Source organism: Alcaligenes sp. SJTW-7 (genome assembly GCF_047716895.1).
Taxonomy (GTDB): Bacteria; Pseudomonadota; Gammaproteobacteria; order Burkholderiales; family Burkholderiaceae_B; genus Alcaligenes; species Alcaligenes ammonioxydans.
This window is the reverse complement of sequence record NZ_CP136682.1, coordinates 2,248,402-2,274,622: the sequence shown is the minus strand read 5'-3', so window position 1 is coordinate 2,274,622 and position 26,221 is coordinate 2,248,402. Positions and strand designations below refer to the sequence as shown.

General features: G+C 56.1%; 27 protein-coding genes and 1 tRNA gene. 19 read left to right on the top strand and 9 right to left on the bottom strand.

Annotated features, from left to right (window positions below; translation table 11 throughout):
* Positions 1–2: 2 nt before the first annotated feature.
* From rnr to RSQ48_RS10210, 3 genes are all read left to right on the top strand, one after another.
* Positions 3–2,480 (top strand): ribonuclease R, encoded by a 2,478-nt coding sequence (gene rnr, locus RSQ48_RS10220; RefSeq protein WP_003799422.1) that lies wholly within the window; start codon positions 3–5, stop codon positions 2,478–2,480.
* 72 nt (positions 2,481–2,552) lie between these two features.
* Positions 2,553–3,299 (top strand): 23S rRNA (guanosine(2251)-2'-O)-methyltransferase RlmB, encoded by a 747-nt coding sequence (gene rlmB / locus RSQ48_RS10215; RefSeq protein WP_003799424.1) that lies wholly within the window; start codon positions 2,553–2,555, stop codon positions 3,297–3,299.
* 158 nt (positions 3,300–3,457) lie between these two features.
* The gene (locus RSQ48_RS10210) at positions 3,458–4,693 is read left to right on the top strand and encodes a cystathionine gamma-synthase family protein (protein WP_039942898.1); all 1,236 of its coding nucleotides are present in this window, start codon (positions 3,458–3,460) and stop codon (positions 4,691–4,693) included.
* A gap of 13 nt (positions 4,694–4,706) precedes the next feature.
* Here RSQ48_RS10210 and RSQ48_RS10205 read toward each other — a convergent pair whose 3' ends face one another.
* Entirely contained in the window at positions 4,707–6,179 is a 1,473-nt protein-coding gene (locus RSQ48_RS10205) for a PLP-dependent aminotransferase family protein (protein WP_003799428.1), read from the bottom strand.
* Between the two features lie 318 nt (positions 6,180–6,497).
* Between RSQ48_RS10205 and RSQ48_RS10200 the strand changes: the two genes are divergently transcribed.
* Genes RSQ48_RS10200 through RSQ48_RS10190 form a run of 3 tightly spaced genes read left to right on the top strand, consistent with a single transcriptional unit; the run spans position 6,498 to position 9,444 of the window.
* A complete protein-coding gene (locus RSQ48_RS10200; RefSeq protein ID WP_230406167.1) occupies positions 6,498–8,057 on the top strand; it encodes a nitrite reductase in 1,560 nt (519 codons plus the stop codon).
* Between the two features lie 13 nt (positions 8,058–8,070).
* Positions 8,071–8,415 (top strand): c-type cytochrome, encoded by a 345-nt coding sequence (locus RSQ48_RS10195; protein WP_415301752.1) that lies wholly within the window; start codon positions 8,071–8,073, stop codon positions 8,413–8,415.
* A 48-nt stretch (positions 8,416–8,463) separates the two neighbouring features.
* Positions 8,464–9,444, top strand: coding sequence for an NAD(P)-dependent oxidoreductase (locus RSQ48_RS10190; RefSeq protein ID WP_415301751.1), 981 nt, complete (start codon positions 8,464–8,466; stop codon positions 9,442–9,444).
* A gap of 382 nt (positions 9,445–9,826) precedes the next feature.
* On the opposite strand, the gene nirJ is transcribed toward RSQ48_RS10190, so the two are convergent.
* From nirJ to cobA, 7 genes are read right to left on the bottom strand one after another with little or no spacing between them, the layout of a single operon-like run.
* Positions 9,827–10,960, bottom strand: a complete 1,134-nt coding sequence (gene nirJ, locus RSQ48_RS10185) for a heme d1 biosynthesis radical SAM protein NirJ (protein WP_415301750.1) — start codon at positions 10,958–10,960, stop codon at positions 9,827–9,829.
* A 2-nt stretch (positions 10,961–10,962) separates the two neighbouring features.
* Positions 10,963–11,460: an Lrp/AsnC family transcriptional regulator gene (locus tag RSQ48_RS10180; RefSeq protein WP_415301749.1), complete on the bottom strand. Its 498-nt coding sequence runs from the start codon at positions 11,458–11,460 to the stop codon at positions 10,963–10,965.
* Position 11,461: 1 nt separating this feature from the next.
* The gene (locus tag RSQ48_RS10175; protein ID WP_003799440.1) at positions 11,462–11,947 is read right to left on the bottom strand and encodes an Lrp/AsnC family transcriptional regulator; all 486 of its coding nucleotides are present in this window, start codon (positions 11,945–11,947) and stop codon (positions 11,462–11,464) included.
* On the bottom strand, positions 11,940–12,926 hold the full coding sequence (locus RSQ48_RS10170) for an Lrp/AsnC family transcriptional regulator (protein ID WP_415301748.1): 987 nt from the start codon (positions 12,924–12,926) through the stop codon (positions 11,940–11,942). The genes RSQ48_RS10175 and RSQ48_RS10170 overlap by 8 nt, the downstream gene beginning before the upstream one ends.
* Positions 12,916–14,079: a cytochrome D1 domain-containing protein gene (locus RSQ48_RS10165; RefSeq protein ID WP_415301747.1), complete on the bottom strand. Its 1,164-nt coding sequence runs from the start codon at positions 14,077–14,079 to the stop codon at positions 12,916–12,918. Before RSQ48_RS10165 ends, RSQ48_RS10170 begins: the two co-directional genes overlap by 11 nt.
* Positions 14,076–14,453, bottom strand: a complete 378-nt coding sequence (locus tag RSQ48_RS10160) for a c-type cytochrome (protein ID WP_415301746.1) — start codon at positions 14,451–14,453, stop codon at positions 14,076–14,078. The genes RSQ48_RS10165 and RSQ48_RS10160 overlap by 4 nt, the downstream gene beginning before the upstream one ends.
* Positions 14,450–15,232: a uroporphyrinogen-III C-methyltransferase gene (gene cobA / locus RSQ48_RS10155; RefSeq protein ID WP_003799445.1), complete on the bottom strand. Its 783-nt coding sequence runs from the start codon at positions 15,230–15,232 to the stop codon at positions 14,450–14,452. The genes RSQ48_RS10160 and cobA overlap by 4 nt, the downstream gene beginning before the upstream one ends.
* 44 nt (positions 15,233–15,276) lie before the next feature.
* On the opposite strand from cobA, the gene RSQ48_RS10150 reads away from it, so the two are divergent.
* From RSQ48_RS10150 to RSQ48_RS10135, 4 genes are all read left to right on the top strand, one after another.
* On the top strand, positions 15,277–15,462 hold the full coding sequence (locus RSQ48_RS10150) for a hypothetical protein (RefSeq protein ID WP_219234902.1): 186 nt from the start codon (positions 15,277–15,279) through the stop codon (positions 15,460–15,462).
* Positions 15,463–15,803: 341 nt separating this feature from the next.
* Positions 15,804–16,076: an HU family DNA-binding protein gene (locus tag RSQ48_RS10145; RefSeq protein ID WP_003799450.1), complete on the top strand. Its 273-nt coding sequence runs from the start codon at positions 15,804–15,806 to the stop codon at positions 16,074–16,076.
* Positions 16,077–16,167: 91 nt separating this feature from the next.
* Positions 16,168–16,243: transfer RNA gene (locus tag RSQ48_RS10140), tRNA-Val, on the top strand.
* A 427-nt stretch (positions 16,244–16,670) separates the two neighbouring features.
* Positions 16,671–16,880, top strand: coding sequence for a cold-shock protein (locus tag RSQ48_RS10135; RefSeq protein WP_003799452.1), 210 nt, complete (start codon positions 16,671–16,673; stop codon positions 16,878–16,880).
* 139 nt (positions 16,881–17,019) lie between these two features.
* Here RSQ48_RS10135 and RSQ48_RS10130 read toward each other — a convergent pair whose 3' ends face one another.
* Entirely contained in the window at positions 17,020–17,433 is a 414-nt protein-coding gene (locus RSQ48_RS10130; protein ID WP_003799454.1) for a BON domain-containing protein, read from the bottom strand.
* Between the two features lie 489 nt (positions 17,434–17,922).
* On the opposite strand from RSQ48_RS10130, the gene RSQ48_RS10125 reads away from it, so the two are divergent.
* From RSQ48_RS10125 to RSQ48_RS10085, 9 genes are all read left to right on the top strand, one after another.
* A complete protein-coding gene (locus RSQ48_RS10125) occupies positions 17,923–18,942 on the top strand; it encodes a sulfate ABC transporter substrate-binding protein (RefSeq protein ID WP_415301745.1) in 1,020 nt (339 codons plus the stop codon).
* A gap of 25 nt (positions 18,943–18,967) precedes the next feature.
* Positions 18,968–19,882 carry a sulfate ABC transporter permease subunit CysT gene (gene cysT, locus RSQ48_RS10120; protein WP_415301744.1) on the top strand — a complete coding sequence of 305 codons (915 nt, stop codon included), beginning with the start codon at positions 18,968–18,970 and terminating at the stop codon, positions 19,880–19,882.
* Positions 19,879–20,766: a sulfate ABC transporter permease subunit CysW gene (cysW, locus tag RSQ48_RS10115; protein ID WP_003799458.1), complete on the top strand. Its 888-nt coding sequence runs from the start codon at positions 19,879–19,881 to the stop codon at positions 20,764–20,766. Before cysT ends, cysW begins: the two co-directional genes overlap by 4 nt.
* 18 nt (positions 20,767–20,784) lie before the next feature.
* Positions 20,785–21,882, top strand: a complete 1,098-nt coding sequence (locus RSQ48_RS10110) for a sulfate/molybdate ABC transporter ATP-binding protein (RefSeq protein ID WP_003799459.1) — start codon at positions 20,785–20,787, stop codon at positions 21,880–21,882.
* 250 nt (positions 21,883–22,132) lie between these two features.
* A complete protein-coding gene (locus RSQ48_RS10105; RefSeq protein ID WP_003799460.1) occupies positions 22,133–22,900 on the top strand; it encodes an energy transducer TonB in 768 nt (255 codons plus the stop codon).
* Between the two features lie 9 nt (positions 22,901–22,909).
* Positions 22,910–23,767 carry a MotA/TolQ/ExbB proton channel family protein gene (locus tag RSQ48_RS10100; RefSeq protein WP_059317537.1) on the top strand — a complete coding sequence of 286 codons (858 nt, stop codon included), beginning with the start codon at positions 22,910–22,912 and terminating at the stop codon, positions 23,765–23,767.
* Between the two features lie 2 nt (positions 23,768–23,769).
* The gene (locus RSQ48_RS10095) at positions 23,770–24,270 is read left to right on the top strand and encodes an ExbD/TolR family protein (protein ID WP_003799462.1); all 501 of its coding nucleotides are present in this window, start codon (positions 23,770–23,772) and stop codon (positions 24,268–24,270) included.
* Between the two features lie 89 nt (positions 24,271–24,359).
* On the top strand, positions 24,360–25,040 hold the full coding sequence (locus tag RSQ48_RS10090) for a response regulator transcription factor (protein ID WP_003799463.1): 681 nt from the start codon (positions 24,360–24,362) through the stop codon (positions 25,038–25,040).
* A gap of 39 nt (positions 25,041–25,079) precedes the next feature.
* Positions 25,080–26,219 (top strand): sensor histidine kinase, encoded by a 1,140-nt coding sequence (locus RSQ48_RS10085; protein WP_003799464.1) that lies wholly within the window; start codon positions 25,080–25,082, stop codon positions 26,217–26,219.
* The last annotated feature ends 2 nt before the right edge of the window (positions 26,220–26,221 follow it).

Sequence of the window (26,221 nt, the reverse complement as noted above, 5' to 3'; positions counted from 1 at the left end):
TTTTGAATAAAAAACATCAAGACAGTACTGAGGACCGTATTCAAACAACGGGCCGTTATGAATTGCCGCCTGACTTCGACCCGGATACCCCGACGCGGGAAGCGATCCTGGCGGGGCTGCGCGAAGATGCAGACGGCCTGACCATGCAGGCTCTGGCACAAAAGCTGGGCTTGGGCAAAGAGATTACGGTGGGTTTTGAGCGGCGTGTGCGCGCAATGGAGCGCGATGGACAACTGCTGATCTCCCCCGAAGGCAAGATTCGCAAAAACAGCCAGACTGGTTTTATCGCGGGCAAGGTGTTGGGTCATCGCGACGGCTTTGGTTTCTTGCAGCGTGACGACGGGCAGCCTGATCTGTTCTTGTCCCCACGAGAAATGGCCAAGGTGTTGCACGGCGACCACGTTATGGTGCGCATCGTCGGAGAGTACCGCGGCAAGCCAGACGCCTCGATCGTAGAAGTGACGGCGCGTCACACCAGCAAGCTGGTGGGACGTTTCCTGCGCGAGCGTGGCACGTTTATCGTGGTGCCCGAAGATCAGCGCATCAAGCATGACATTCTGATTCCAAGCGGGGAGCAGGGCGAGGCCGAGCCGGGTCAGGTCGTCACCGTAGCGATTACCCAACAGCCGGAGCGGCATCGTCAGCCTTTGGGGCGTGTGATTGAGGTGCTGGGGGAAATTGACGATCCCGGCATGGAAATCGAGATTGCCGTGCGCAAGTTTGAGGTGCCGGTCGATTTTTCCGATAAGGCGCTCAAGCAAGCCGCCCGCATTCCTGCCAAGGTCAAGCCTTCGGAATATAAAGGCCGTGTCGACTTGCGCGATGTGCCATTCATTACGATTGATGGGGAAGACGCCCGCGACTTTGATGATGCGGTGTATTGCGAACGTGTCGATATCGGAACCGGTAAACGGCCCCGCTGGGCGTGGCGTTTGCTGGTGGCAATTGCAGATGTCAGCCATTATGTGCGTTCGGGTGACGCGCTGGATGAGGATGCGCTGGAGCGGGGTACCAGTGTGTATTTTCCGCGCCGCGTGATTCCTATGCTGCCCGAAAGTCTGTCCAACGGAATCTGTTCGCTTAATCCATCGGTAGACCGTCTGGTCATGGTCTGCGATATGGTCGTGTTGGCGGATGGCGCCAAGTCCGGCACCGTTTCAGCCTATCAGTTTTATGAAGCGGTCATCCACTCGCATGCGCGCACCACCTATTCTGATATCTGGAGCGCCCTGCAGCAGCCCACAGGCCCGGCGGCCAATCAGATCCAGCATGTGCTGGAGCCCGTGCAGAATCTGTATGCCCTGTATCGTGTGCTGGCCGAGCAACGTGCTGCGCGGGGGGCGATTGATTTCGATACTGTCGAAACCAAGATCGTGTGCAATCCTTTGGGCCGTATCGAGCGTATTGAGCCCCTGGTTCGCAACGATGCTCACAAACTGATTGAAGAATGCATGCTGGCAGCCAATACCTGCGCAGCTGATTTCATTGCTCGTAGCCGTCGCAACGGTCTGTACCGTGTGCACGAAGGCCCCACGCCGCCCAAGCTGGAAGCCTTGCGCGAGTATCTGCGCAGTTTGGGTTTGACCCTGGAAGGGGGCGATGAACCCAGCTCGGCCGATTACGCCAAAGTCGTGGCGGCAGCGCGTGGCCGCTCGGACTTTGCCATCATTCAGACCATGTGTTTGCGCTCGATGCAGCAGGCCATTTACAGCCCGGAGAAAACGGGACACTTTGGGCTTGCCTATTCGCAGTATGCCCACTTCACCTCGCCGATTCGTCGCTATCCCGATTTGCTGGTGCATCGCGTCATCAAGGGTATTTTGAAGGGCGAGCGCTATGTTCCGGCTATTGATGAGGACCCGGGGGATGCGGCGCTGCCCGCCAGTAAACGGGATTTTGCGCGGTGGGAAAAACTGGGGGCGTTGTTGTCGGCTCGCGAGCGTCGCGCTGACGAGGCTTCCAAAGATGTGGAAGCCTGGCTCAAATGCTGGTTTGTAAAAGAGCATGTGGGCGAGGAGTACTCCGGCAAGATCAGCGGTGTCACCAGTTTTGGCCTCTTCGTCACCCTGGATACTCTGTATGTAGAGGGTCTGGTCCATGTCTCTGAACTGGGCGCGGATTATTTCCAGTACAACGAAACCTTGAATGAGCTGCGTGGTGAGCGCACGGGCTTGCGTTATCGCCTGACCGATGCCGTGCAAGTACAGGTAGCCCGCGTTGACCTGGAGGCGCGTCGCATCGAGTTTCGTCTGGTCAAGGGAGTCGGGTATAAGGCTGTGAAGGCAGCGGCTGAAGCGTCTGATCCTTCCGAGCGTCCCATCAAGAAAGCGGCCCCGACCAAGCCTTTGGCGTTAAAGGGCACCACGGCGTCCCAACGGCGTGCCTCCCAAAAGCAGGCCGAGCGGGATGAAAAGCGCAGCGCGGAAAAGACGGCCAAAGCGGCCAAATCCACGCGCAGCCCAAGAGGCCGGCGCCGATAGGCGTACAATATCAAGCCGGGCTTTTGCCCGGCTTTCTTTATTTGCTTTGATTTATTTCCTCCAAGGATTGTTATGGCTCAGCAGGTTTTGGCCGGTTTTCATGCCGTTATTGCCCGGGTTCGTTATAGCGCCGCTACGGTGCGCGAGGTGTATGTGGATCAGACCCGGCGCGACAAGCGGATGTTGGCCTTTATCGAACAGGTTGAGCAGGCGGGTCTGAAAGTCATGGCAGTGCCCGTCGAGCGTCTTGATGGTCTGGCCAAAGGCACTCGCCACCAAGGTGTGGTGGCCTTGGCTCTCGAGCAGGAATTGGCGGTTGATGTCAACGAATTGCTGGATGATCTTGAAGAGGCTGGCCAGGTTCCGTTCCTGTTGATTTTGGATGGGGTTACTGACCCTCACAATCTGGGCGCCTGCCTGCGCAGTGCCAATGCCGCGGGTGCGCATGCCGTGATTGCGCCTCGCGATCGTGCCGTGGGCCTGAATGCCACCGTGTCGCGTGTCGCGTGTGGGGCGGCAGAGTCCACTCCCTACATTACCGTGACCAATCTTGCTCGTACCATGCGCATGCTGCGCGAGCGTGACGTCTGGCTGGTGGGGACCAGCGACCAGGCAAGTCATACCTTTCATCAGGTAGATGCGCGTCGGCCTATGGCCTGGGTGATGGGGGCCGAGGGAGAGGGTATGCGTCGGCTGACCCGTGAGACTTGCGATGAGCTGGTCTCCATTCCCATGATGGGGGCTGTGGAGAGCCTGAACGTCAGTGTTGCCAGCGCGGTTTGCTTGTACGAGACGTTACGCCAACGTAGCCAGGCTTAATTTCTTTTAAGTCTTGTTACTTACTTAATTACTTATTTGTATAAAAGACAGCCGCTTTCAGCGGCTGCTTCACCAGATAATAAGTGATTGGCCATCAGCCGGGCGCAAGCCCACCAAGGTTGATGGGATGTACTTGCATTTTGGGCTTTGAAACGATCATGGACGAAAACGGCTTTATTACCTCCACCCTGCATTCTGACCGTCGCTTGGGCACGCAGTACGGCGCTATTCATCAGCCATTGCACCCATCGACCGAGTTTGGCTTTCAGGATGCACGTGAGTTGGCCGCGGTCTTTCAAGGCAAATCGGGCTTCACCTATTCTCGTCAGGGCACACCCACAACGGCGGCCTTGGAAGCCAAGATTACACGCATGGAAAAAGGCGTGGGCAGCGTGAGTTTCGCCACTGGAATGGCAGCGCTGACGGCGACCCTGTTTACTTTGTTGCGTCAGGGCGATCACCTGATTGCCAGCAAATATTTGTTTGGCAATACCAATAGTCTGTTGGGCACCTTGCGGGATCTGGGTGTGCAGACCACGCTGGTGGATGCGACGGATCTGGCGCAAGTTCAGGCAGCACGACAGCCCAACACCCGTATGGTTTTTTTGGAAACGATTGCCAACCCAGGCACTCAGGTGGCCGATCTGCAAGGGGTGGGGCAATGGTGCCAGGACGAGGGCCTCTTGTACGTGGTGGATGCCACTTTGTCCTCGCCGTATTTGTTGCCGGGTCGGGAGTTCAAGGCCTCGTTGGTGATCAATTCCCTGTCCAAGCACATCGGCGGTCATGGCAATGCCTTGGGTGGCATGGTGACCGACACGGGCTTGTTTGACTGGACCACCTATCCCAACATTGCCCAGGTCTATCGCAACGGCAATCCCCAGAACTGGGGGCTAGTGCAGATCCGTAAGAAGGGATTGCGTGATATGGGTGGCACCTTGTCGTCTGACGTGGCCCATCGTCTGGCTGTGGGTTCGGAAACACTGCCTTTGCGTATGGAACGCATTTGCGCTAACGCCCTGGCGCTGGCGCGTCATCTGAAGGCTCACCCCAAGGTAAAACACGTGCGTTATCCTGGCCTGGAAGACCATCCTCAGCATGAGCGCACCGCCCACTTGTTCGGCAATCGCTTTGGAGGCCTGATGAGCGTGGTGCTGGAAGACAAAATCGAAATCTTCGATTTTCTGAATCGTCTGAAGGTTTTTGTGCTGGCTACCCATCTGGGCGATAACCGCAGTCTGGTATTGCCGGTTGCGCACACCATCTATTATGAAATGGGGGCCGAGCAGCGCGCCTTGATGGGCATTGCTGATAACCAGTTGCGTATCTCCGTTGGCATCGAGGAAATTGTCGATCTGACCACGGACTTTGATCAAGCGTTGGCTCAGTCCTGAATACATGCTCTGTCTAGTCCTGGTTCAGCCTAGGCTGTATCAGGGCAAGATGCTGCATCGCCTGTTGCAGCTCTCCCGGCTCCAGATTGGCATAGCCAAATAGCAGATGGCGCGGTTTGGTGCCGTCTGCTTCCTGGCTGGCGGCCTGGGCCAGAGGGTAAAGCCGTATGCCATAGTGAAGCGCGGTCGAGGCCAGGTGATCGGCGTTCGGGCTTTGCGATGGCAAACGAAAGGCCAGATGCATGCCGGCATTCTGCCCGCTGATCACACCTGTATTTCCCCATATGTGCTTCAGGCCCTGGAGCAGGATATTGCGCTGGTCCAGATAGCGGCGGCGCAAGTGCTGCAGGTGACGTGGGTAGTCGTACTCATCAAAGAAGCGTGCCAGTACAGCTTGTGTTAACCAGGGGGAGCCGTTGTTGAGCAGCGCCTTGCGGGCGATAAAGTCTTGGCTTAGCTGGGGCGGACAGACCATGTAGGCCAAACGCAAGCCGGGACCCAGGGTTTTGGAAAATGAGCCCAGGTAAATGACCTGTCCCGGGCTCATGGCCTTGAGCGCTGCGGGCAAGGCCGGCCCGTAACAGAAGTCTCCGTCGTAATCATCCTCGATGATCAATGCGCCACTGGTGCTGGCCCAGGCCAGCAGTTCCTGACGCCGCCGCACCGTCAGTGTATGTCCCAAAGGGTATTGGTGCGATGGCGTCACAAAGGCCAGTTGGACGGGCCTGTCGGGCAGGTGGCCGGTGCATAAACCCTGCTCATCCACCGGCACTGGAATGCCTTGTGCCCGATGCCGTTCCAGCAGATGCCTGAACCCGTTATAGCCGGGTGATTCATGCACCGCACAACTATGCTCATCCAGGAAATGCGCCGTAATCAGGCTGAGTGACTCCTGAGTTCCTGCGGTGATGATGATGTGTTCCGGGTCGGCCAGTATTCCCTTGCTGGCCGCCAGATAATCCGCAATCTGCAGACGTAAACCCCATAGCCCTTCCGGTGGCGGGTACTCCGCCATGGCTGAGCCGGCGTAGCGCAGCAACTGATTGGACAGATGAATAAACTGACGCAGTGGAAAAGCATGGGCAGAAGGCCGTCCGACCTTGAAATCGAAGCGAACTGGCAGACTGGGGGCGGGCACATGAACCCCGCTGGCCTGGGCGGTGCTGGTGCGCAGACTGCGTGAGCAATGCGCCGTTTGCAACACAAAATCCGGTGCCAGACGACTGCGTCCATGACGGGTAGGGGTGGCCACGAAAAACCCCCGGCTAGGTTCGCTATGAATCAGATTGGAATCAATCAGCAGGTCATAGGCACCCATCACGGTATTTTTGGACACTTGAAGCAAAGACGCCATCCGCTGAATCGAAGGCAGGCGACTACCTTCTTGCAAGCGCCCTGAGCAAATCAGGCTTTCGATTTGACGGGCAATTTGTCGTTTGTAGGGCGGGCTATGAGTATGAGAGAGCGTAATCGGTAAAGAAAACATGGTGGGACTGGAAAGGAATCAAAACCATCGAGAGCGAGCCAGGCTGGGCCACTATAGGTAACCCCTCTCTCTTTTAACTTGAGTTGGCTCAATGTGATGTTTCGTTCGTGATAAATTTGTCCGCTTTGTTGATCTGTCACCTTACCCATCGTCAGCGATTTTTTTATCTCGGTAAGAGTATTTAATTTACTGTAATTGCGATATAAAAAAACCGTCACCATTCTTTGGTCCGTATCCATACCTTCTCATCAAAAAATAACAATCGTTATAGTTTGAATGGCCTTGCCCCTTGGCAAGTCACATGTTGGAGGTAATGGAATGTATAGAAAAATGATGACCCTGGCCTTCCTGTCTGCCACCGTCAGCACGGCACTGGCGGAACCGACGCAAGAGCAAGTGCGGGTGGACAAGCTGTTTCAGGAGAACTGTGCGGTCTGTCACGCAGCCGACCGGGGTGGATACATTGCGCCGGGTCTGCACAGGGATCGTCTCGTTCAAAGTGAGATTGCCTTGCGCGGCACCATCATGACCGGAATCCCGGATACCTTGATGCCGCCTTTCGTGGGGCGTTTGCCCGATGAGGATATCCGTGCCCTGGCCAGGCTGATCAAAAATGAGCCTGTGGTGGAACGTCACTGGGGGATGGACCAGATCCGCGCCAGCGTGAAGGTGTTGGTCGATGAGTCCACCTTACCCGACAAGCCCAATTACGAGATCGACTCTGTCTACGATCTGATGGTCATCATGGCTCGTGGACGCTACGGTCGGGGTGACGGCGCCAATCAGGCCCGTGCGGTTTTCATCAATGGCCAGAACAACCAGAAAGTGGGCGAAATTGCGACGGTGGGAGCACCCCACATCATGGAGTTCAGCCCCAGTCATGAGCGCTGGGCCTATCTGAAAAGTGATGATGGCCATGTCTATAAAATCGACCTGTACACCTTGCAGATTGTGCGACAGGCCAAGATTGGTCTGACGGGCACCGGGATAGCACTGTCCAAGGATGGTAAGTGGCTGGCGCTGAGCTCATTCGTGCCCAACAGCATGGTTATCTTGAAAGCCGACACCCTGGAGCCCGTGAAATATCTCGCGCTGGAAGGCGAGGACCCCGATGGCAATTTCATTAAATCCGCTGGCGGTCCGATCATCGGCAGTCGCATCAATAACAAATTTGCACTGACGCTGCGGCAAGCAGGACAGATCTGGATCATCGACCCGGACAAGCCCGACATGCCCGTGACCAAACTGGCCAAGGTGGGGCGCATGTTGCACGATACTTTCCTCACCCCGGATGGGCGCTATTCCATGGTTGCCTCTTACGATGACAACAAGTATGTGGCCATCGACTTGAAAGACGACAAAGTGGTGCGCGATATTCCGGCTGGCTGCCAGCCTCATGCCGGTTCGGGAGCGGTAACGGAAGTCAATGGGCGTATGCTGGCTTTCGGCACCAATATGGGCAGTTGCAAACTGGGCTCTGTGGTCACCGTCTGGGATACCAAAGACTTTTCGGTGGTGAAACAAATTCCGGTGGCGGGCGCCACCGAATCGCCGGCTGCTCACCCCAATGCCCCGTATGTCGCGGTCGACATTATTGACAAAGACAAGCGTGCCGCCTGGATTCAGCTGATCGACAAAAACACCTTGTCCGTCGTGAAAACCCTGGACGTGGGCGGTCACGCCTTCTTTCCCAATTACAACCGTACGGGTGATTACCTGTACGTCAGCTCTGGCTATTGGGGTGATCGTCTGAAGATCTATGACAGCCGCAGTCTGGAGCTGGTGGCCGAGCACAAGATGGAAAGCCCCTCCGGTGTGTTCTCGCGTGCCCGCACCCGTTGGCTCACCATCGGGCAGCCTGAAACCCAAAAATTCTAAGCAAAGGAACATCATGAAACAGCTTTTGATGGGTCTGGCCCTGGCTGGACTGATGGCAGTCAATGCAGCCAGGGCGGCGGACGAGCCGGCCGGATTGCAAGGTTCACATGGGCAGTCACAATTGTCGGCTCAGGCCTCTGCCATGCTGCCCCTGTGTGCATCATGTCATGGGCTAGAGGGAATCAGTACAGTGGGCTTGTATCCCAACCTGGCTGGGCAAAAAGAGGAATATCTGGTCAAACAGTTGCAGCAGTTCAAAACGCGAGAGCGCAATGACCCCATCATGAGTCCGATGGCTGAGCCCTTAAGCCCTGAAATGGTCAATGAGCTGGCTGCTTACTTTGCCGGTCTGAAGTAGCAATGAACCGGGCGTCAGTGTTCACTGACGCCTGAAGGATGTGATGCCATGAATGTGTTTCCCTTGTTCTTCAATCTGACTGGCAAGGTCGTCGTCGTGGTCGGTGGGGGGACGGTCGCCGAGCGCAAGGTTCGTCTTTTGCTGCGTGCTGGGGCACGAGTTACCGTTGTAGCGCCCGAGCAAACCCCATGGTTACGGGCCAGCGCCCAAGCTGGTGCCTTGACCAGTCTGTTCAGCTCTTTTGTGGCGGATCATATTCGTCATGCCTGGCTGGTCATCGCAGCCACCGGTCGGCGCGAGATAAACCGTAGCGTGGCGCAGGCAGCCGAAGCCTTGCATTTGCCCTGCAATGTGGTCGATGACGGTGAGCTTTCGACTGTGCAGGTGCCGGCCATGGTGGACCGCTCGCCCTTGATGATTGCGATTTCGTCTGCCGGCTCGGCTCCTGTTCTGGCTCGACGGGTCCGTGAATGGATAGAAAGCGAGCTTCCCGAATCGCTAGGGCAACTGGCGGGGCTGCTGGCTCGCCGTCGAGCAGAGATCAAACAGGCTTTTCCCGAGCCCCATACGCGCCGTCAGTTTTTTGATTCTGTTCTGGATAGTCCTATTCCCGATCTGTTTGCCCAGGGTAAGCCTGAGCAGGCACAGACGGCTTTTGAGACGGCATTAAAGGAGGAGGTGCCTCCTCAGACTATTGTGGTCACCATACTGCCGATTGCAGATTTGGACGCAGTGGATTTGTTAACCCTTCGTGCGTTGCGCAAATTGAACCAGGCGGACTGGGTTTTATATTTGCCGCTTATCTTGCCCGCAATTCTCGAAAAGGCCCGTCGCGATGCGCGCCTGATGCCTTTGGATCAGGGGGGCGTGGTTTTGCAGGAAACCTTGTTGAATCGGGATTTCTGGGCGCCGCTGTGCCGTTCCTGGTCACCCGGAGAGCGTATTGTGATCACCTGGAAAGCATCGTGGCCTGTGCAGCCTTTGCTTGATCTGTTGCGTCACCATGGCGTGCAGGGCGAACTGGCTTAAACAATCTGCGTATTACGGCTGCGGTTGGGGGCAGATGCTGCATTATGTTCAGCTACTTGACTCAGGCACGATGTGTGTTTATTCGTGTCTGCGTTCTGGGCTTTGACTGACCTGCCATTGGGAATGGCTCACCATACAAAACGCACAGGCTGGTACCTGCATTATTGATTGCTGGGGCCGATGCAGCATTTGTCGATGTTTTATTCAAGCAGCTGCCATTGTGTCTTTGTAGAAGTTGGCGTGCAGATCTAGCGGGGATGTCCTTATAAATCTTGCTCAGGATCTGTTGTGAGTGTGAATTTGAATGTGAATGGGAGCGTGGGTGTGGGTGGGCGCTGCTTCGTCGGCAGTGCCCGACCTTGCGCAATAAAGAGGGGCGACCTTAGCGAGTGATTTCCTGGTCATTCAGATAGCAGCCCGGATCTTCAGCCCATACATTGCCGGTGCTCTTTTCTGCGCGGGTGCGGGTATTGCCATTACAGATGTCGAGATACGCGCAGCTCGCGCAGCGCCCTTGTACCTGCCGTGGCTTCTGGCGTAGTCCCCTTAGCAGGGGTTCCTGCTGGTCTGACCAAATCTCTGAGAAAGGGCGTTGCAGTACATTGCCCAAACTATAGTGCCACCACATGGTGTCGGGATGCACATTGCCGCGGTTATCGATATTGGCGATGCCCTGGCCAGAGGAATTGCCTCCCCATTGCCGCAACATGTCGATAATTTTCTGCGTATGTTCGGGGTAGTGCCGTCGTACCCAATGTAAAAAGAAAACACCATCAGCATCGTTATTGCCCGAGGTAAATTCCTTGGGGGTGCCAGCTTGCTGATAGGTCAGGCAGGTGGTGAACAGTTGTTCCATTGCCCATCGGGTGAGCGCGTGGTGACTGGCCAGGAAGCGGTTGCCCATACCCCTGCCCGCGTAGTTCAAATGAGAGAGATAAAAACGGTCAATCTGCTCTTGTTCCATCACCTGTAGCAGACCATTCAAATCAAGTGCGTTTTCTTGGGTTAATGTAAAGCGCAGGCCGACTTTCAGATGCTTTTCACGACATAGACGCAAACCTTGCAACGATGCCGCGTAGGCTCCTTTCTCGCCCCGAATGTTGTCATGTCTGGCTTGCAAGCCATCCAGCGAGATACCCACATAGTCAAAGCCGCAGTCGGCTATCCGATCAATAGTCTGCTCTGTGATCAACGTGCCATTGGATGACAGTCCAACGTACATACCCAAGGCTTTTGCTCGTTGGGCCAGGTCATAAATATCGGGTCGTAGCAAGGGTTCGCCACCCGATAGAATTAATGCGCGTACGCCGAACTGATGCAAATCATCCATGACCCGGCACGCCTGTTCATGGCTCAACTCCCCTGGAAAATGCTTGTTGGTCGAGGCTGAGTAACAATGGCTGCAATGCAGATTGCAACGCCGGATCAGATTCCAGATGACCACCGGGGCCTTGCTTTTACGCATAGGGGGAACCGGGGAGTGCAACGCAGCAACAAAACGGGATAGGCGAAACATGCTTAAGGCCTCCGCAGACGCAAGCCAGTTTTCTTAAGAATGGCCGTGGAAAATAAAATATCGTGATCGTGCAAAATTCCCGGAAAGTCCTGCCTGATTTGTGTACTGATGTGTAGTGCCTGGGCGCGCACCGTGTCATGGTCTTTGCCATGCAACATGGCAAACAGGTTATAGGGCCACTCGGGTAGGCGTCGGGGTCGACGGTAGCAGTGGCTGATGCCCGCTTGTGTAGCCAGCCATGTGCCTACCGTGTCCAGTTTGTCGTCTGCAATGTTCCAGACGCACATTCCATTGGCTACATAGCCCAAGGCGTAGTGATTGGGGACGGCTGCAATACGCCGGATCAAGCCGTGGTTCAGCATGTTTTGAAGCTGTGTCATGACATAGGTTTCGGACACCCGCAGCTCTTGGGCTAGTTTTAGATAAGGTTGGGGTTCTATCGCCAAGCCTTGTTCAGACGCATGAATCAAAGCGATGTAAGGCTGAGTTAAGCGCCGCATGTCAAAGCTCCAGTTTCAGGCTAAGAAGGTATTCCCGCTCTTTCGGGAATGCGAAAACCGGCAAGCCTGTTTCCACCTCGATGATCCTCAGGCAGGACTCGATCTCCAGCATGCTGGCGGCGGCAAGCACGAACCACATATTCAAGGCGTGAGTGCGACGGTAGTTATGCGCTACCTCCGGGTGGCGGTTCACCGCTTTGACGGTGCTTTCCCAGCGCTTTTCCGGCACGGCCATTGCGGCCAGGCAATAAGCCCCTCCCAGGGCTTCGATCTGAAAGAGAGGGCCAAAGCGGGTCAGGACGCCGGATCGGTGTAAGTGCTGCACGCGTGCGATTAGTTCGGACTCCTTCAAACCAAAATCAGGAGCCAGTTGCGCAAAAGGACGGGAGCAGATGGGGAATCCCTCCTGCAAGCGATTCAGGATAGGTCGATCGGCAGCGTCCAATTCGACCGGTGTGTGGCGTAAGGGGAGATTCGTATTAGTCATGATGAGGCTGGTTAAGCAATGCGCCCCGTTGTTTGAAGCAACGTTTGGAGAACAGAACTTCCTGGGGCAACAGGCTCAAGCCCAAATCGTCGTTCAACTGTGCATGTTGGCTCAGCACCTGCCCACGTTCTTTACCGTGAATCATGCAAAACAGATTGTGATTCCAATAGGGGGGAAAGGGCTGGCGCCGATAGCACAACGTGATGCCGCTTTGCTTGGCCAGTTTTTCGCCCAAGGCGTCGATATGCTGCGTGTCTACTGTCCAGACGCACATGGCATTGGCCTGATAGCCCAGCTTGCGATGGTGTAGAACCACACCAAACCGCCTGAAAATCCCTTGCGCCAGAAAGTGGCGTAGATGCAGCAGTACTTGCGCCTCGCTTATTTGCGCGTACTGAGCCCAGGGTTTGAACGGTTCGGCCTGAATCTCCACGCCTTTTAATGCGCATTCAAGCAGCTTGCGTTCAACGCTGCCCAAGGCAGGCAGACCGCTGCCGGGCGCTATAGGGTTGTTTACTTTGGTGTGATGAAGCAGGCTGAAACCCAGATCAATGTGATAGGCCTTGAGCATGGGCAGAGACAGGGGCCGTAAGCCCGTGTGGCACGCGATGTGATCGAGCGTTGCGCGCCGTTCTGCTTCATCTGAACAGGTCAGCACAAACCAGAGATTGATGGCGTGCTCCCGTTCGTAATTATGGTTGACGGCCGGTAGCGTGCTGATCCAGTTTGCCACGCCATCCAGCTCTCGGTCTGGAACTTGCATGCCGACCAACGTGCTGCTTATGCAGGCGGGGTTCAGAACCGGTCCAATGCGGCTGATGATGCCTTGGTCGCGCCAGCCTCGGAGGTAGTCCATCACTGCTGGTTCGCTCAGGCCCAGTAGCAGTCCCAGTTTGCGAAAAGGACGTGGCTCCAGGGGGAAACCGTGTTGCCAGGCATTGAGTAGTTGGAAAGCGGAAGGGGAGAGTTCAGAAACCAATGCGACTGCTCCGATGCGTAAAAAACACGCCACTGGGCTGATGAATACTCAGGCTGCTCAGGTGTTTGAAACTGCGGGTGTCGTATACGTTGACCCGGTTGTCATCGCGTGCCGAGATCCAAACCGCCTCGCCTCGAGGCGTAAACTCCATATGCAGCACAGCCTTGCCCACTTCCAGGGTCCGGATCACGCTGGATGTCGCGACGTCAATGACCTGCACCTTGTCGTTGTCTGGAAAGGCGAAGTTCACCCAAACCTGGCGACCATCAGGCTGGGCCATCACAAATACGGCCTGGCCCAGGACCGGAATGCGGGCCTTTTCTTGCCAGTCCAAGGTACTGGCAACCAGCACCTCGTGGCGCCCTATGGCAGGCAGGAATACATTCTGGCCTGCCAGTGCCCAGCCACGCAGATGTGGCATCTTGTACACCGGCAAGGCCGATTCGCCCCGACCATAGCCAGCCAGGATCTTTCGGACACCTTGTTCAGGGTTCCATAAGTCCAGCAACGCCAAGGCGTCTTCGCCAAACAGCCCGGCAATGTAGTACCGTCCGTCTGGGGTCACCATGGCATCGTAGGGCTGGCGGCCGGCCGGAAAGCGACGGGTGATAGGCCTGAGGGGATTGGACAGGTCGGTCAACCAGATCTCGCCTGCCTCGAACAGAGAGTAGACGAACTGCTGATTGGGCAAATCTGCCAGACCCACCACTTTGGCGCGCTTGCCGGGGGCGTAGGTAGAGGGGACCTCGCTGAGCAAAGTGAGGGTATCGGCATCGAAAACCTGGATGCCGCCTGGCTCGTAGTTCTGTACCACAATCAGTCTGCCGTCTTGCGAGATGGCGCCACCGATGGCATTGCCAGACTGAATGATGCGTCGCACCAGAACTTGCCCAAGCAGATCAACCTTGCTCAGGCCGCCATCACGACCAAACACATAGCCGTAGCGCCCGTCGCGGGAATAGGTGATGTGAGCATGGGACAGATCGCCCAGACCTTCGATGCGCGCCAGACGGCTTTGCTGGCTGGTTTCAATCACGACGACGCTGCCAGTGGCGCGCTCGACAACCAGTCCCAGATCGTGAGTGCCTCGTAGTGGTGGGGTCGAGCAGCCGCTTAGCACAAGCAGCAGGCCAAGCGTTATCAAAGCTTTCATGGTTTCTTGTCCGGGGTTCGAAGCAGAAAATCGGCCAGCCACAGGCTTTCCGAGGGGTGGAGAAAGCGATTCCAGCCGGGCATGGCCGTCCCTGGACGGCCGTGCATGATCGTCAGCGCGATCTGCGCCGCGCTTTGGCCATGCAGGGCGTCACTCGTCAAGGCTGGGCCCAGCCCGCCGTTGAGCTTCAGACCATGGCACGAACCACATTCCTGATGCAGCAAGCTACGGAGTGATGCTTGACGTTCCGGGCTGAGGGGCGGCTCATGGGCGGCGAGCTGCTTTGGCAAAAGAAATACGAACAACGCAGCCGGCCATAGCTTTATCAGGAAGCGGGCGATATCAGGGCGCCGGCAGCAATGCCTGGCGCTCACGTCAATGCTCCGAATGGCTCAACGTGCCTTGTGTCCTGCGCGGGTGCTCGGGGCCGGGGGTAATCGGGATGCAAACGCACAACGTCTCCGATGATCAGCAGGGCAGGTGGACTGAATGTCTCTGCCAGTTGCGGCAAGGTTTGCAATGTGCCTAAACCCCAGCGCTGATTTTTAAGCGTGGCATCCTGAGCCAGGGCGATAGGAGTGTCCGCGTCGCGTCCATGCTGAATCAAGGCCTGGGCGATATGGCCGCAATTAGCCATGGCCATGTAGAACACCAGCGTACAGGAGGGGTCGGACAAGGACGCCCAGTCCAGTTCCAGACCCCGGTTATCACGCAGGTGACCGGTGACCACACGCATGCTGCTGGCCAGACCGCGATGGGTCAGGGGAATACCCAGGGAGGCAGCCGCGCCGATGGCAGCCGTAATACCCGGCACAACCTCTACCTGAACACCATGCTGATGCAGATAAAGCTGCTCCTCGCCACCTCGCCCAAAGACGAAGGGATCGCCACCTTTGAGGCGAACGACATGCTGGTGTGTTTTGCTCAGCGACAAAAGCAAGGCATTGATGTCGTCTTGCATACCGGCTCTGCAGGCTGCCACTTTTCCAACATCGTGCAAACTGGCTTCCGGGTTGACGCAGCTCATGATCGCGCGGCTGACCAGACGGTCGTGGACGACGGCATCGGCCTGTTGCAGCAGGTATAAAGCCCGCACTGTGAGAAGTTCAGGGTCACCCGGACCCGCTCCAACCAGATAAACCTTGCCGTGCATCGCTGCGCTCCTTGCTGTCGCTAAATATGAAATACAGGGGAACAATGCAGAAAATTGTAGGAGGCGTGCAGGACCTGGCATGGGTATGGTTTATGCTCAGGGAATGGGTGCGGAAAGTGACCTTTCTGACCACCATTGCGATGCTGCTGATGAGCAAGGACGATGCCGTCAGGCGAGCTTGGTCGATGCGCACCGAGCAGGGGGACGCAGACAGGCGTGCAAGTGCTTGAAAGATTATTCAAAAACGCAAGTATCAGCCCGCTAATTTTGTGCCGGGCGATGCCCAAATAACATATTTGCGGCAGGCTGTTAAGTTTCTCGCAGCAAAATAGGGAAAGTCCTGCAACTTGTATCAACAGTGAGCAATGATGCGGGTTACAGAGGTTTTTTTGCTTGACACGGGTATTAAACGAAGGCTTAATACGCGGTAGCCAACCGGGGCACTTGTGCGCCCGGTAGCCATGACAGACAGGGCGCTTGGATGTCCGGTCGTTTGTCACTATTAAGTCTGACCGCCACAAACTGGTTCCCGCTGGGGGCCCGTAAAATAATTTTCAGGGGTATTTTCTCAATGAATAAAACCGAGCTTATCGAATTCATTTCCACCAAAGCCGATCTGTCCAAAGCTGACGCTGGTCGTGCACTGGATGCGTTTATCGATGCCGTGACCACCACGCTGAAAGAAAAAGATACGGTTACTCTGGTTGGTTTTGGCACCTTTGCTGTGTCGGAACGCGCTGCCCGTTCGGGTCGTAACCCACGTACCGGTGAAACTATCGAGATCGAAGGCGCCAACGTGCCCAAGTTCCGTCCCGGTAAGGCTCTGAAAGACGCTGTGAATTAATTTATAAATTAATTGGCGCAAAAGGCTTGCAAAAAAAATTCTTTGGTCCTATAATTCTTTTTCTTCACAAGAAGAACGGCATCACGGAAATGGGTGCTTAGCTCAGCTGGTAGAGCGGCGCCCTTACAAGGCGTAGGTCGGGGGTTCGAACCCCTCAGCACCCACCATTTCTTTTGCTAGTCGAATCAAGCACTTAGGTAAAACTAAGTGCTTTTTTTGTGCCTGTTTTATTGGCCTTATACGTGCGTTCGCCCTTGATTGAACAGGCACACCAGACCGGGAAAAAGGCCTTCAGATGCTGCCAACAGGCGGTAAAGTGGCTGTAAGCGTTCGTAAACGTACTCCTAGGTTCGCCTTTCAGGTTTGATCGAGCCTTAGCGGCTTGGTACAGAGAACAGGCAGTAAGACGGGGTCATGGGTGGTGGCAACCAGCACAGAGTTGCGCTTTACGGTCCGCTTCCGGTCATCCGTGCGCATTTGCGATCAGTGTCCGGGCCGTCTGGCTATTTACTTTGTAACGGTGCTATCTATATTGGTGAATCTCGGCCATAGTGTGTCCAGGGACATTTTTACCCTGATTATTTAGGACATACATTGAAAACAGAAATTGGTATCGTGAAGTGGTTCAATAACGAAAAAGGCTTCGGCTTCATCATGCCGGAGAGTGGCGGTAAAGACCTCTTCGCACACCACAGTGAAATTCAGGGCTCTGGGTTTAAATCTCTTGAAGAAAACCAACGCGTTTCCTTCGTTGCAGGCGTAGGCCAAAAAGGCCCTTGCGCTACCCAGATCCAAATCATCTGATCTCCTGCTAGCCTTGTCAGGCTAGTGTAGCGTTGATCGATAAGACCGGACCCCATGAAGCATGGGGTCCGGTTTTTTATTGGGTGCTTGACGCTCAGATCTTCGGTACTGGCTCTTTGGGACGGGTCGAGCGGTTCTCTTATTTGTTGACGCTCAGTCCGGTGGCCTTCACCTGTTTTACGCCTTCGGTTTTTTCAGCCACTGCAACTGCTTTCTTGTACTCGCTGTCGTTGGAGACGGTTCCGCTTAGTGTTGCAACTCCGTCGTTCATCTCAACAGCAATGTTTTTGTCTTTGAGTGCATGATCGGCATGGAGTGCCGCTTTAATTTTTTGACTGATTTCGGCGTCACCGTGTTTGTCCCCCGCCCCAGCGCGGTGGGTGCTCACCTCTTTGGCATTTGCTTCCCCTGGCGTTTTGGGGTCTTTGCTTGCATGCCCGGTTGTTGCGGAAAGATCCGGGTGAGAGGGTTTGCTGTCCGCGATGACGACCGTGCTAAATCCTAAGCTGAGCGTAGAAGCAAGTAGCAAGTTAGAAAGAGTTCTGGAGTTCATTGTTTCACCTTTTTTCTGGTTAGCTTTCAGAGTGCACCGTTAAACAGGGGGCGCACGTCAGAACAGAGGGACCTGCTTGGATGCGATGGGATAGGGCGTTTGTATCTAACTATCGTGCTCAACGATCGGGGCGGCCATTTGGGTTCGGCTGCCCGGCGAGACAGACGGGCTCGATATGTTGTGGGCGACGCTTGTGTAATCTACGTAGGACGCCACCACGTCTGGATTTTTTCATAGTCCGGCGGGCCAACCATTTCTTTACGGTTCAAAACGTAACGAAGCGAAGACCTGGTATGAGCAGTGGCTCGAAGTACAGAAAGAGTTGCGCATCCGCCTTGACTACGGCCGGCTCTTTCCCTTGTCAGTGCAGTCTTCTTGGCCCCTCTATCTGCCCGCTATATCTAACCAAAGAATCGGTATTTAGCGGTGTGAAACACCCTTGCTAGACTCGTTCTCATTGCTTGGACATGGTGTCAGGGGGGATGGGGAATGAAGCGGTTTCAACAGAAGTGGAAAGGCATGCGGGCAGGAGCCTTGCTGGCACTGGTGCTGGCGGCGGCAAGTGCGGTGGCAGCCGAAGTCAGTATTCTGAATGTCTCGTACGACCCGACACGTGAGCTCTACGCTGAGTTCAACAAGGCCTTCCAGGCCCACTACAAGTCACAAACGGGTGAGCAGGTGGTCATACGCAGCTCTCATGGCGGCTCCAGCAAGCAGGCGCGTACCGTGATTGACGGGGTGCCTGCGGATGTGGTGACACTGGGGATCTCTTCCGATATCGATCAGATCGCGCAGTCTGGTTTGCTGGACAAAGGCTGGCAGGCGCGTTTGCCGGACAACAGCACCCCTTATACCTCTACGATTGTCTTGCTGGTGCGCAAGGGCAATCCTAAAGGCATTCACGACTGGAACGACTTGATTCGCCCGGACGTCAAAGTGGTGACGCCCAATCCTAAAACCTCGGCGGGCGCGCGCTGGAATTACCTGGCTGCCTGGCTGTATGCCTTAAAGCAAGCCAATGGGGATGAAGAGCAGGCGCGTGATTTTGTGGCCAAGCTGTACCGTAATGTCAGCGTGCTGGACTCCGGCGCGCGTGGCTCGACCACGACCTTCGTCGAGCGGGGTATCGGTGATGTATTGATTGCCTGGGAGAACGAGGCGCTGTTGTCCGTCAAGGATCTGGGGCCCGATCGTTTTGATATTGTGGTGCCCTCCAGCAGCATCCTGGCTGAGCCGCCTGTGGCGCTGGTCGATGCCAATGCCGCCAAGCATGGTAGGGAAAAAGTGGCCCAAGCCTATCTGGAGTATTTGTATAGCCCGGAAGGTCAGGAAATCGCTGCACGTCATTTTTACCGTCCTCGACTGGAGTCGGTGGCCGCCAAGTACCGCGATCAGTTTCCAGCGTTGAAGCTGTACAAGGTCGATGATGAGCTGGGCGGCTGGACTCAGGTTCAGGCCAAACACTTTGCGGACGGTGGTGTGTTCGACAGCATCTATTTGAGCAAATAACCCCACTCTTACTGAGGACCGTTCGATGTCACAGGCTCGTCTTTGGGGATTTCTGCCCGCTGGCCGCAAGCAGCGGGCTTTGCCAGGCTTTGGCTTGACCATGGGTTTGTCCATCAGCTATTTAAGTCTGATTGTGCTCATACCGTTGTCGGCTGTTTTGCTCAAGACCGCCTCTATGGGCTGGTCGGCCTTTTGGGAGACCATCAGCGCCGCGCGTGTCCTGGCCTCGTTGAAGTTGACTTTTGGCATGGCGGCCTTGGCCGCTGTGATCAACGGCGTATTTGGTTTGATTCTGGCCTGGGTGCTGGTTCGATATCGTTTCCCAGGTCGCCGTCTTGTGGATGCCTTGATTGACTTGCCCTTTGCATTGCCGACGTCGGTGGCTGGGATTTCTCTGGCGGCGATTTATGCACCTACCGGCTGGATCGGGGCATGGGCGCAACCCTATGTCGGGCAAATTGCGTTCACTCCCTGGGGGGTATTGATCGCCCTGGTGTTTATTGGCCTGCCGTTTGTAGTGCGCACCGTTCAGCCAGTTCTGGAGGAATTGGAGCAAGAGCAGGAGGAGGTCAGTGCCTGTTTGGGAGCCGATCGCTTCCAGACGGTCAGTAAAGTGATTCTGCCCGCCATTTTGCCGGCCTGCCTGACCGGTGTGGCCCTGGCGTTTGCCCGCGCAGTAGGGGAGTACGGCTCGGTTATTTTCATAGCCGGGAATGTGCCGATGGTCTCTGAAATTACGCCTTTACTCATCGTGATCAAGCTGGAACAGTTTGATTACGCTGGCGCCTCGGCGCTGGCGGTTCTGATGATGGTCTTGTCATTCATTATCTTGCTGGCAATCAATCGTTTGCAGTGGTATTTGCAAGCGCGTCATTCTGGGCAGGCGCGTGGCAAAGCGGCCAGGGTGGCTGCGCCTTTTGCCTTGGAGGGCGCCCGATGAGCAGCCTGGCGATGGAACCCGCTGTACCTGTGGTGTCGGTGCCAAGGGCACGCCTGCGGGCAGCGCAGGATGAGGGGCCGGTCGTCAAGGCGGTACTGATCGGCCTTGCCTTGCTGTTTTTTGTTCTGTTTTTGCTGCTGCCCTTAATCCTGGTATTCATGACAGCGTTCAGTCGGGGTGTCTTGCCGTATCTGTCGGCACTGAGTCAGAGCGATACCTTGCATGCGGCCAGTTTGACCGTGCTCGTGGCTGTTATCGCCGTCCCCTTGAATATCGCATTTGGTTTGGCGGCTTCCTGGGCTATTGCCCGTTTTGAGTTTCGTGGTAAAAGCCTGTTGACCACCTTGATTGACCTGCCCTTTTCGGTCTCGCCAGTGATCGCAGGTTTGATGTTCCTATTGATTTTTGGTCGTCAGGGCCCGTTTTGGGACTGGCTCGATGCCAATAACATCCGTATTGTGTTCGCCTTGCCGGGGCTGGTTCTGGCAACCCTGTTTGTTACCTTCCCGTTTGTGGCGCGCGAGCTGATCCCGCTCATGCAAATGCAGGGTAGCGACGAAGAGCAGGCCGCGCGGGTGTTGGGAGCCAACGGGCGACAGATGTTCTGGCGCGTGACCTTGCCCAAGATCAAATGGGGTCTGCTGTATGGGGTGATTTTGTGCAATGCCCGTGCAATGGGCGAGTTCGGGGCAGTGTCGGTATTGTCTGGTCATATACGTGGCCAGACCAATACCCTGCCTTTGCATGTAGAGATTGAGTACAACGACTATCACACCGTGGGCGCTTTTGCCGCCGCTTCGGTGCTGGCAGTTTTGGCTTTGCTGACGCTGGCGCTTAAATTGTGGGCCGAGCGCAAAATGGTTCAAGACGGTCATCGTGGATGACCGCATTCGGAGTTCATTATGAGTATCGAAGTTCGTCATCTATCTAAACAGTTTGGTGCGTTTACGGCACTGGGTGATGTGACATTGGATTTTCCAGCGGGCGAGCTGGTGGCTTTGCTGGGGCCTTCGGGTTGCGGCAAGACGACGTTGCTGCGGATTGTGGCAGGTCTGGAACATGCGGATGCGGGTCAGGTGCTCATCAATGGCAAGGATGTGGCTTCGGTTGGCACCCGCGATCGTCAAGTCGGTTTTGTGTTTCAACATTACGCCTTGTTCCGCCACATGACCGTATTTGAGAACGTGGCCTTTGGTTTGCGCATCAAACCCCGCAAACAGCGCCTGCCCGAAGCACAGATTCGTCAGCGTGTGCACGAGCTACTGGAGCTGGTGCAGCTGGACTGGCTGGCAGATCGTTATCCTGCCGCTTTATCGGGTGGTCAGCGACAGCGTATCGCCTTGGCGCGCGCTTTGGCTGTAGAGCCTGGTGTCCTGTTGCTTGATGAGCCATTTGGCGCTCTGGATGCCAAGGTGCGTAAAGAGTTACGTTCCTGGCTGCGTCGTTTGCATGATGACTTGCATATCAGCACCTTGTTTGTGACTCACGACCAGGAGGAGGCCATCGAAGTGGCTGACCGTATCGTGGTGCTGAACAAAGGGCGGGTCGAACAAGAGGGCGCTCCGCAAGAGGTGTATAACCATCCGGCCAGCCCCTTTGTATACGAGTTTCTGGGGGCGGCAAATCGCCTGCCTGGTCAGTTCCGGCAGGGACGGTTTGTAGCTGATCCTCAACTGGGTCAGTTCGAGTCCAGCCAGGCCTTGAACGGGCAGGGCGCCGGGCAGGGCGAAGCGGTGGGCTATGTGCGTCCGCATGATCTGGACCTGCAGCGCAAACTGGATGGCCAAGGTATTGTGGTGGCGGTGCAGCGTATTATTCCCTTGGGGGCAACGGTGCGGGTGGAGCTGGCTCTGAACGAAGGAGAACGGGCCTGGGAGGCGGAGTTCGATCATCAGCGCTGGTCTCAGCTGGACTTGTCACCCGGCGAGCGCGCCTTGGCCTTGCCGCGCAAATTCAGTGCTTTTCCTTTGGAAACCCCGTCCGACGTCCGTCCGTCTTAATCTTTCGCAAACGAGGCGTAACAGGCTGACCGTAAGTCGGCCTGTTTGCGTTAGTATCAGGAAAATTGCTTGCAAAGCAGGCTGAACACAGGATATTTTCCTATTTTCCAGTATTGAGAATCATTCCTGTTTCTGTTAAGATTCGATACTTCACTGGGCATCCTGTCCGGTCCCCTCATGGTCCATGCGGGTTGCAGAATGTGTAGAACGGATTATGACCGGAATTGCTTCTCAAACGAATAATCGCTCGATGCTGGCCTTGAAGGCAACCGGGCTGGCATTAGCACTGGGATTGCACGTGGGGGTTCTGGCTACCATCTTGTGGACGGAAAGCCCCAAGATGGTGGGTGAACCTGCTCCGATTGATGTGGTGGGAGTGACCTTGTTGGAGGTAACGGAAGCGCCGGTCCAGCAAGAGCAGGTCAGTGCTCCGCCCGAACAGGTGGTGGCCGAACCTGAGCCAGAGCCAGAGCCAGAACCTGAGGTGGAGCCCGATCCTGAGCCTGAACCGATCGTGGAGCCTGAGCCAGAGCCGATTGTGGAAAAACCGCCGGTGCCAGAGCCTCCCAAGCCTAAACCGAAACCCAAGCCAAAGCCCAAGCCCAAGCCGCAGCCCAAACCGGAAGTACCGCCAGCAGAAACGCCACAGCCTGCCCAACCGGCAGCACCCGCTGCCCAGGCTGGACCGGCCACGGATAATGCGGCTCAAGCCGCGGCACGTTCTGCACAGGGCGATCGTCCCAAACTGATTGGCCGTGTGGATTATTTGGGTCGTCGACCCGTGCCCGTGTACCCGCGGGCTTCGGAACGCCGTCGCGAGCAGGGCCGCGTAGTGGTGCGTGTCGTGATTTCAACCCAAGGAACCGTGCTGGAAGCCAAGGTGCAAAGCTCCTCAGGCTATGAGCGTCTGGATGAGTCTGCCCTGAAGGCTGTACGCACAGCGCGTTTTAAACCGTATACGGAAAATGGTGTGGCCTATCGTGCCATGGCCGATATTCCTTTCGACTTTGTTTACTAGGATAGATCAATGATGCAGGAACTATTTCAAAGCGTATGGGTAAGCCTGGCACAAGTTGCAGGGCCTGTTGCCGATCAGGCTGCCGCCAGTGTTGCTGCTGCTGAGGAAGCGACCGGGGTGCTGCACTTTATCCAGCAAAGCGATGTGGTCGGCAAGACCCTGTTTGTGATTCTGGCCTTGATGTCGATTGCCAGCTGGTATCTGATTATCGTCAAGGGCATCTTGTCTTTCCGTCTGAAACGCCGCTCGCAAAGTTTCATGCGCGAGTTCTGGTCGGCCAGCTCGCTTGAGCAGGTTGAAAACGAGATCGCTACCCACGGTGCACGTGATCCGTTCAGCCATCTGGCCAGTCACGCCATTCACGCTCAAAAGCATCACGTCAAGTACGGGGCTATGCGGCTGGAGGAGAAAGGTTCAACGGGTGCGTTTGTGTCGCGCATCATGCGCAAGGTGATGGACGAGGAAACCGCCAAACTCGAAAACGGCCTGACATTGTTGGCTTCGGTCGGTTCCACCGCTCCGTTCGTAGGCCTGTTTGGCACGGTGTGGGGGGTGTACCACGCGCTCATCAATATCGGTCTGTCCGATGGCGTCACCTTGAACAAGATTGCTGGCCCTGTGGGCGAGGCATTGGTGATGACTGGCCTGGGTCTGGCCGTAGCCATTCCTGCCGTGCTGGCCTATAACGCGTTTGTGCGCACCAACCGCGTTTACTTGTCCCAGCTGGACGCTTTTGCGCATGATCTGTTTACCTTCCTGACGACCGGTCAGCCGGTGCAGGATACGCAACCTGTTCTGCGCCGTGTCCCCAGTTCGGGTGGCGGTGCAGCATCGAGCTCGGCAGCCGCTGCCAAGCGGGAGCATTAATCATGGCCTTTGGCAGCTTTGATAATCGTAATTCGGGCTCTGCGTTGTCTGAAATCAATATGGTGCCGCTGATCGATGTGATGCTGGTGCTGCTGGTGATCTTTCTGATCACCGCTCCTTTGCTGTCGCACTCCATCAAGATACAGTTGCCCCAGGCAAGCTCCGAGCCGATTCAGCAAGATCCCAAGACGATTGATCTGGCTATTGATGCGGCAGGGCAGATTTTTGTCAATGAGCAACTGGTGGCCCTGGAAGATTTGGCGGCTACTTTGGCTCCCTATTCCAAGGAGCAGCCGCAGCCGGAACTGCGTATCCGTGCCGATACCGATACTCGCTATGAAACACTGGCCCAGGTCATGAGCCGCTCCAAGGCTTCTGGCCTGACCCGATTGGGATTCATCACCCGTCCAGGCCCAACGACCCAGGCTCCTGTACAAGAGGGTGACGCACAGAAAGGTCCATCAACGGGCGAGACCACGGGCAAGCCGGCACCGGCTCCGTAACGCTGCGCGTAATCCCTCATGTTGTTTTTTCTGGCCCCTCGCTTTGCATCCGCGACGCGAGGGGCCTGTTTCGTAATAAAATCCCCACAATGCGTGTACTAGTTATTGAAGACGACGCCATACTGGGCGCCGCACTGCAGGAGTTTCTCAGCGATCAGGGCTATGCGGTTGACTGGCTTCAGGAAGGTGAAAGCGCCTTGAAGGAGCTGTCCGCCCAAGTCTACGATTTGCTGCTCCTGGACTTGAACCTGCCAGGCATCAGTGGCCTGGAGGTATTGCGGCAGTTGCGCCAGCAGGGCAATGCGATACCCGTTCTGATTCTGACCGCGCGCGACGGCGTGGATGATCGCGTGGGCGGTTTGGATGCCGGTGCGGATGATTACCTGATCAAGCCCTTTGATCTGTCCGAGCTGGCTGCCCGGGTACGTGTCTTTGGCCGCCGCCGCAGCGGGCAGGTGCAGCCTGTTATTGATGTCGGGCCCTTGAGTTTTGATACGATTGGCCGCGAGCTGCGCTGCGCGGGGCAACGCGTGAACCTGTCGGTGCGTGAGCTGTCCGTCCTGGAAATGCTGATGATGCGGGCCGGTCGTGTGGTCACCAAGCAGCAGATTATTAATTCCTTGTCTGCTTGGGATGCCGATTTCAGCGACAATGCGGTCGAAGTTTATGTGTATCGTCTGCGCAAACGCCTGGAAGGCACCGGGGCAGTGATACAGACTGTGCGCGGCTTTGGCTATCTGCTCGATGTGGAGAGCGTGGCCGGAGCATAACGGCAGCCTGTGCCCGCTGCCAGACACTTTAGGTCAACCATGCCCGATCAGCATCTTTCTTCAGCGGAAAAAACCTCCTTGTTGCGATCATGGCTGGAACGCTTTCTTGCCCCCGGCTCTTTGGCCCGCAAATTGATGGGCCGGCTTTTTCCTCCGATTTCCATTCTTGTTGTACTGGATCTGAGCGTTACCTGGGTGCTGACACGTCGTATGAGCCTGGAGGATTGGCTGCTGCGCGATATTTTCTGGACCATGGCCTTGAGCCAGGTCTTGCTGGTCAGTTTGATCGCCTGGGTGCTGTTATCCGGTATTCGCTCTCAGCTTGCCTCGATTGATGATTTGTCACAACAAATACGCAATCGGGCCGATGATGATTTTGAACGCCTGGATGCGAGCGCCTTGCCGGCGGAAATCGTGCCCTTGGTGGAGCACTTTAACGAGTTGCTGGAGCGTCAGCGTGATACCCTGCAGGCGCAAAAGCGCTTTATTGGTCATGCTGCGCATCAGTTGCGTACTCCCCTGACCGGTTTGCAGCTGGAATCGGAGCTGATGTTGGCCAAGCCCTTACCGGACGATATTCGCCAGCGCGCCGAGCGCATCAAAAGTGTGTCGGATCGTATGATTCGCCTCGGTCAGCAGTTGCTGGTGCTGGCCCGCACGGATGCCGATACCAATATCAAAGACAGTTTTGTGCGCCTGGATCTGTGTGAGTGGACGCGTGAGGAGGGCGGTGACTGGTTTTTGCAGGCCCGTCAGCATGGTGCAGAGATCCATTTGCTGGCGCCTGAAAAGCCGGTTTGGATTGACGCGGCTCCCGTACTGCTGCGCGAGCTGCTGTCCAACCTGATGGATAATGCGTTGCGCTATGGTCAAGGAACGGACCGCATTGTTCTGCGCGTGGCCAGCAACCCGCCGTCCTTGTCCGTCGAGGACCATGGTCCGGGTATTGAGGCCAGCGAGCAACAACGTGTCTTTGAAGCCTTTTACCGTTCACCCGGCACGCAGGCCGGAGGCTCCGGTCTGGGCTTGGCCATTGTGCAGGAAATTGCCCGTGCGCATGGTGCCTGGTGGAGTTTGATGAGCCGCCCTGATTTTCCCGGTACCCGTATTACCATTGTTTTTCCTGGCCCGCGTATTGGTGCGCGTCTGACCCGGCACGATACTTTGATTGGAAATTAAGC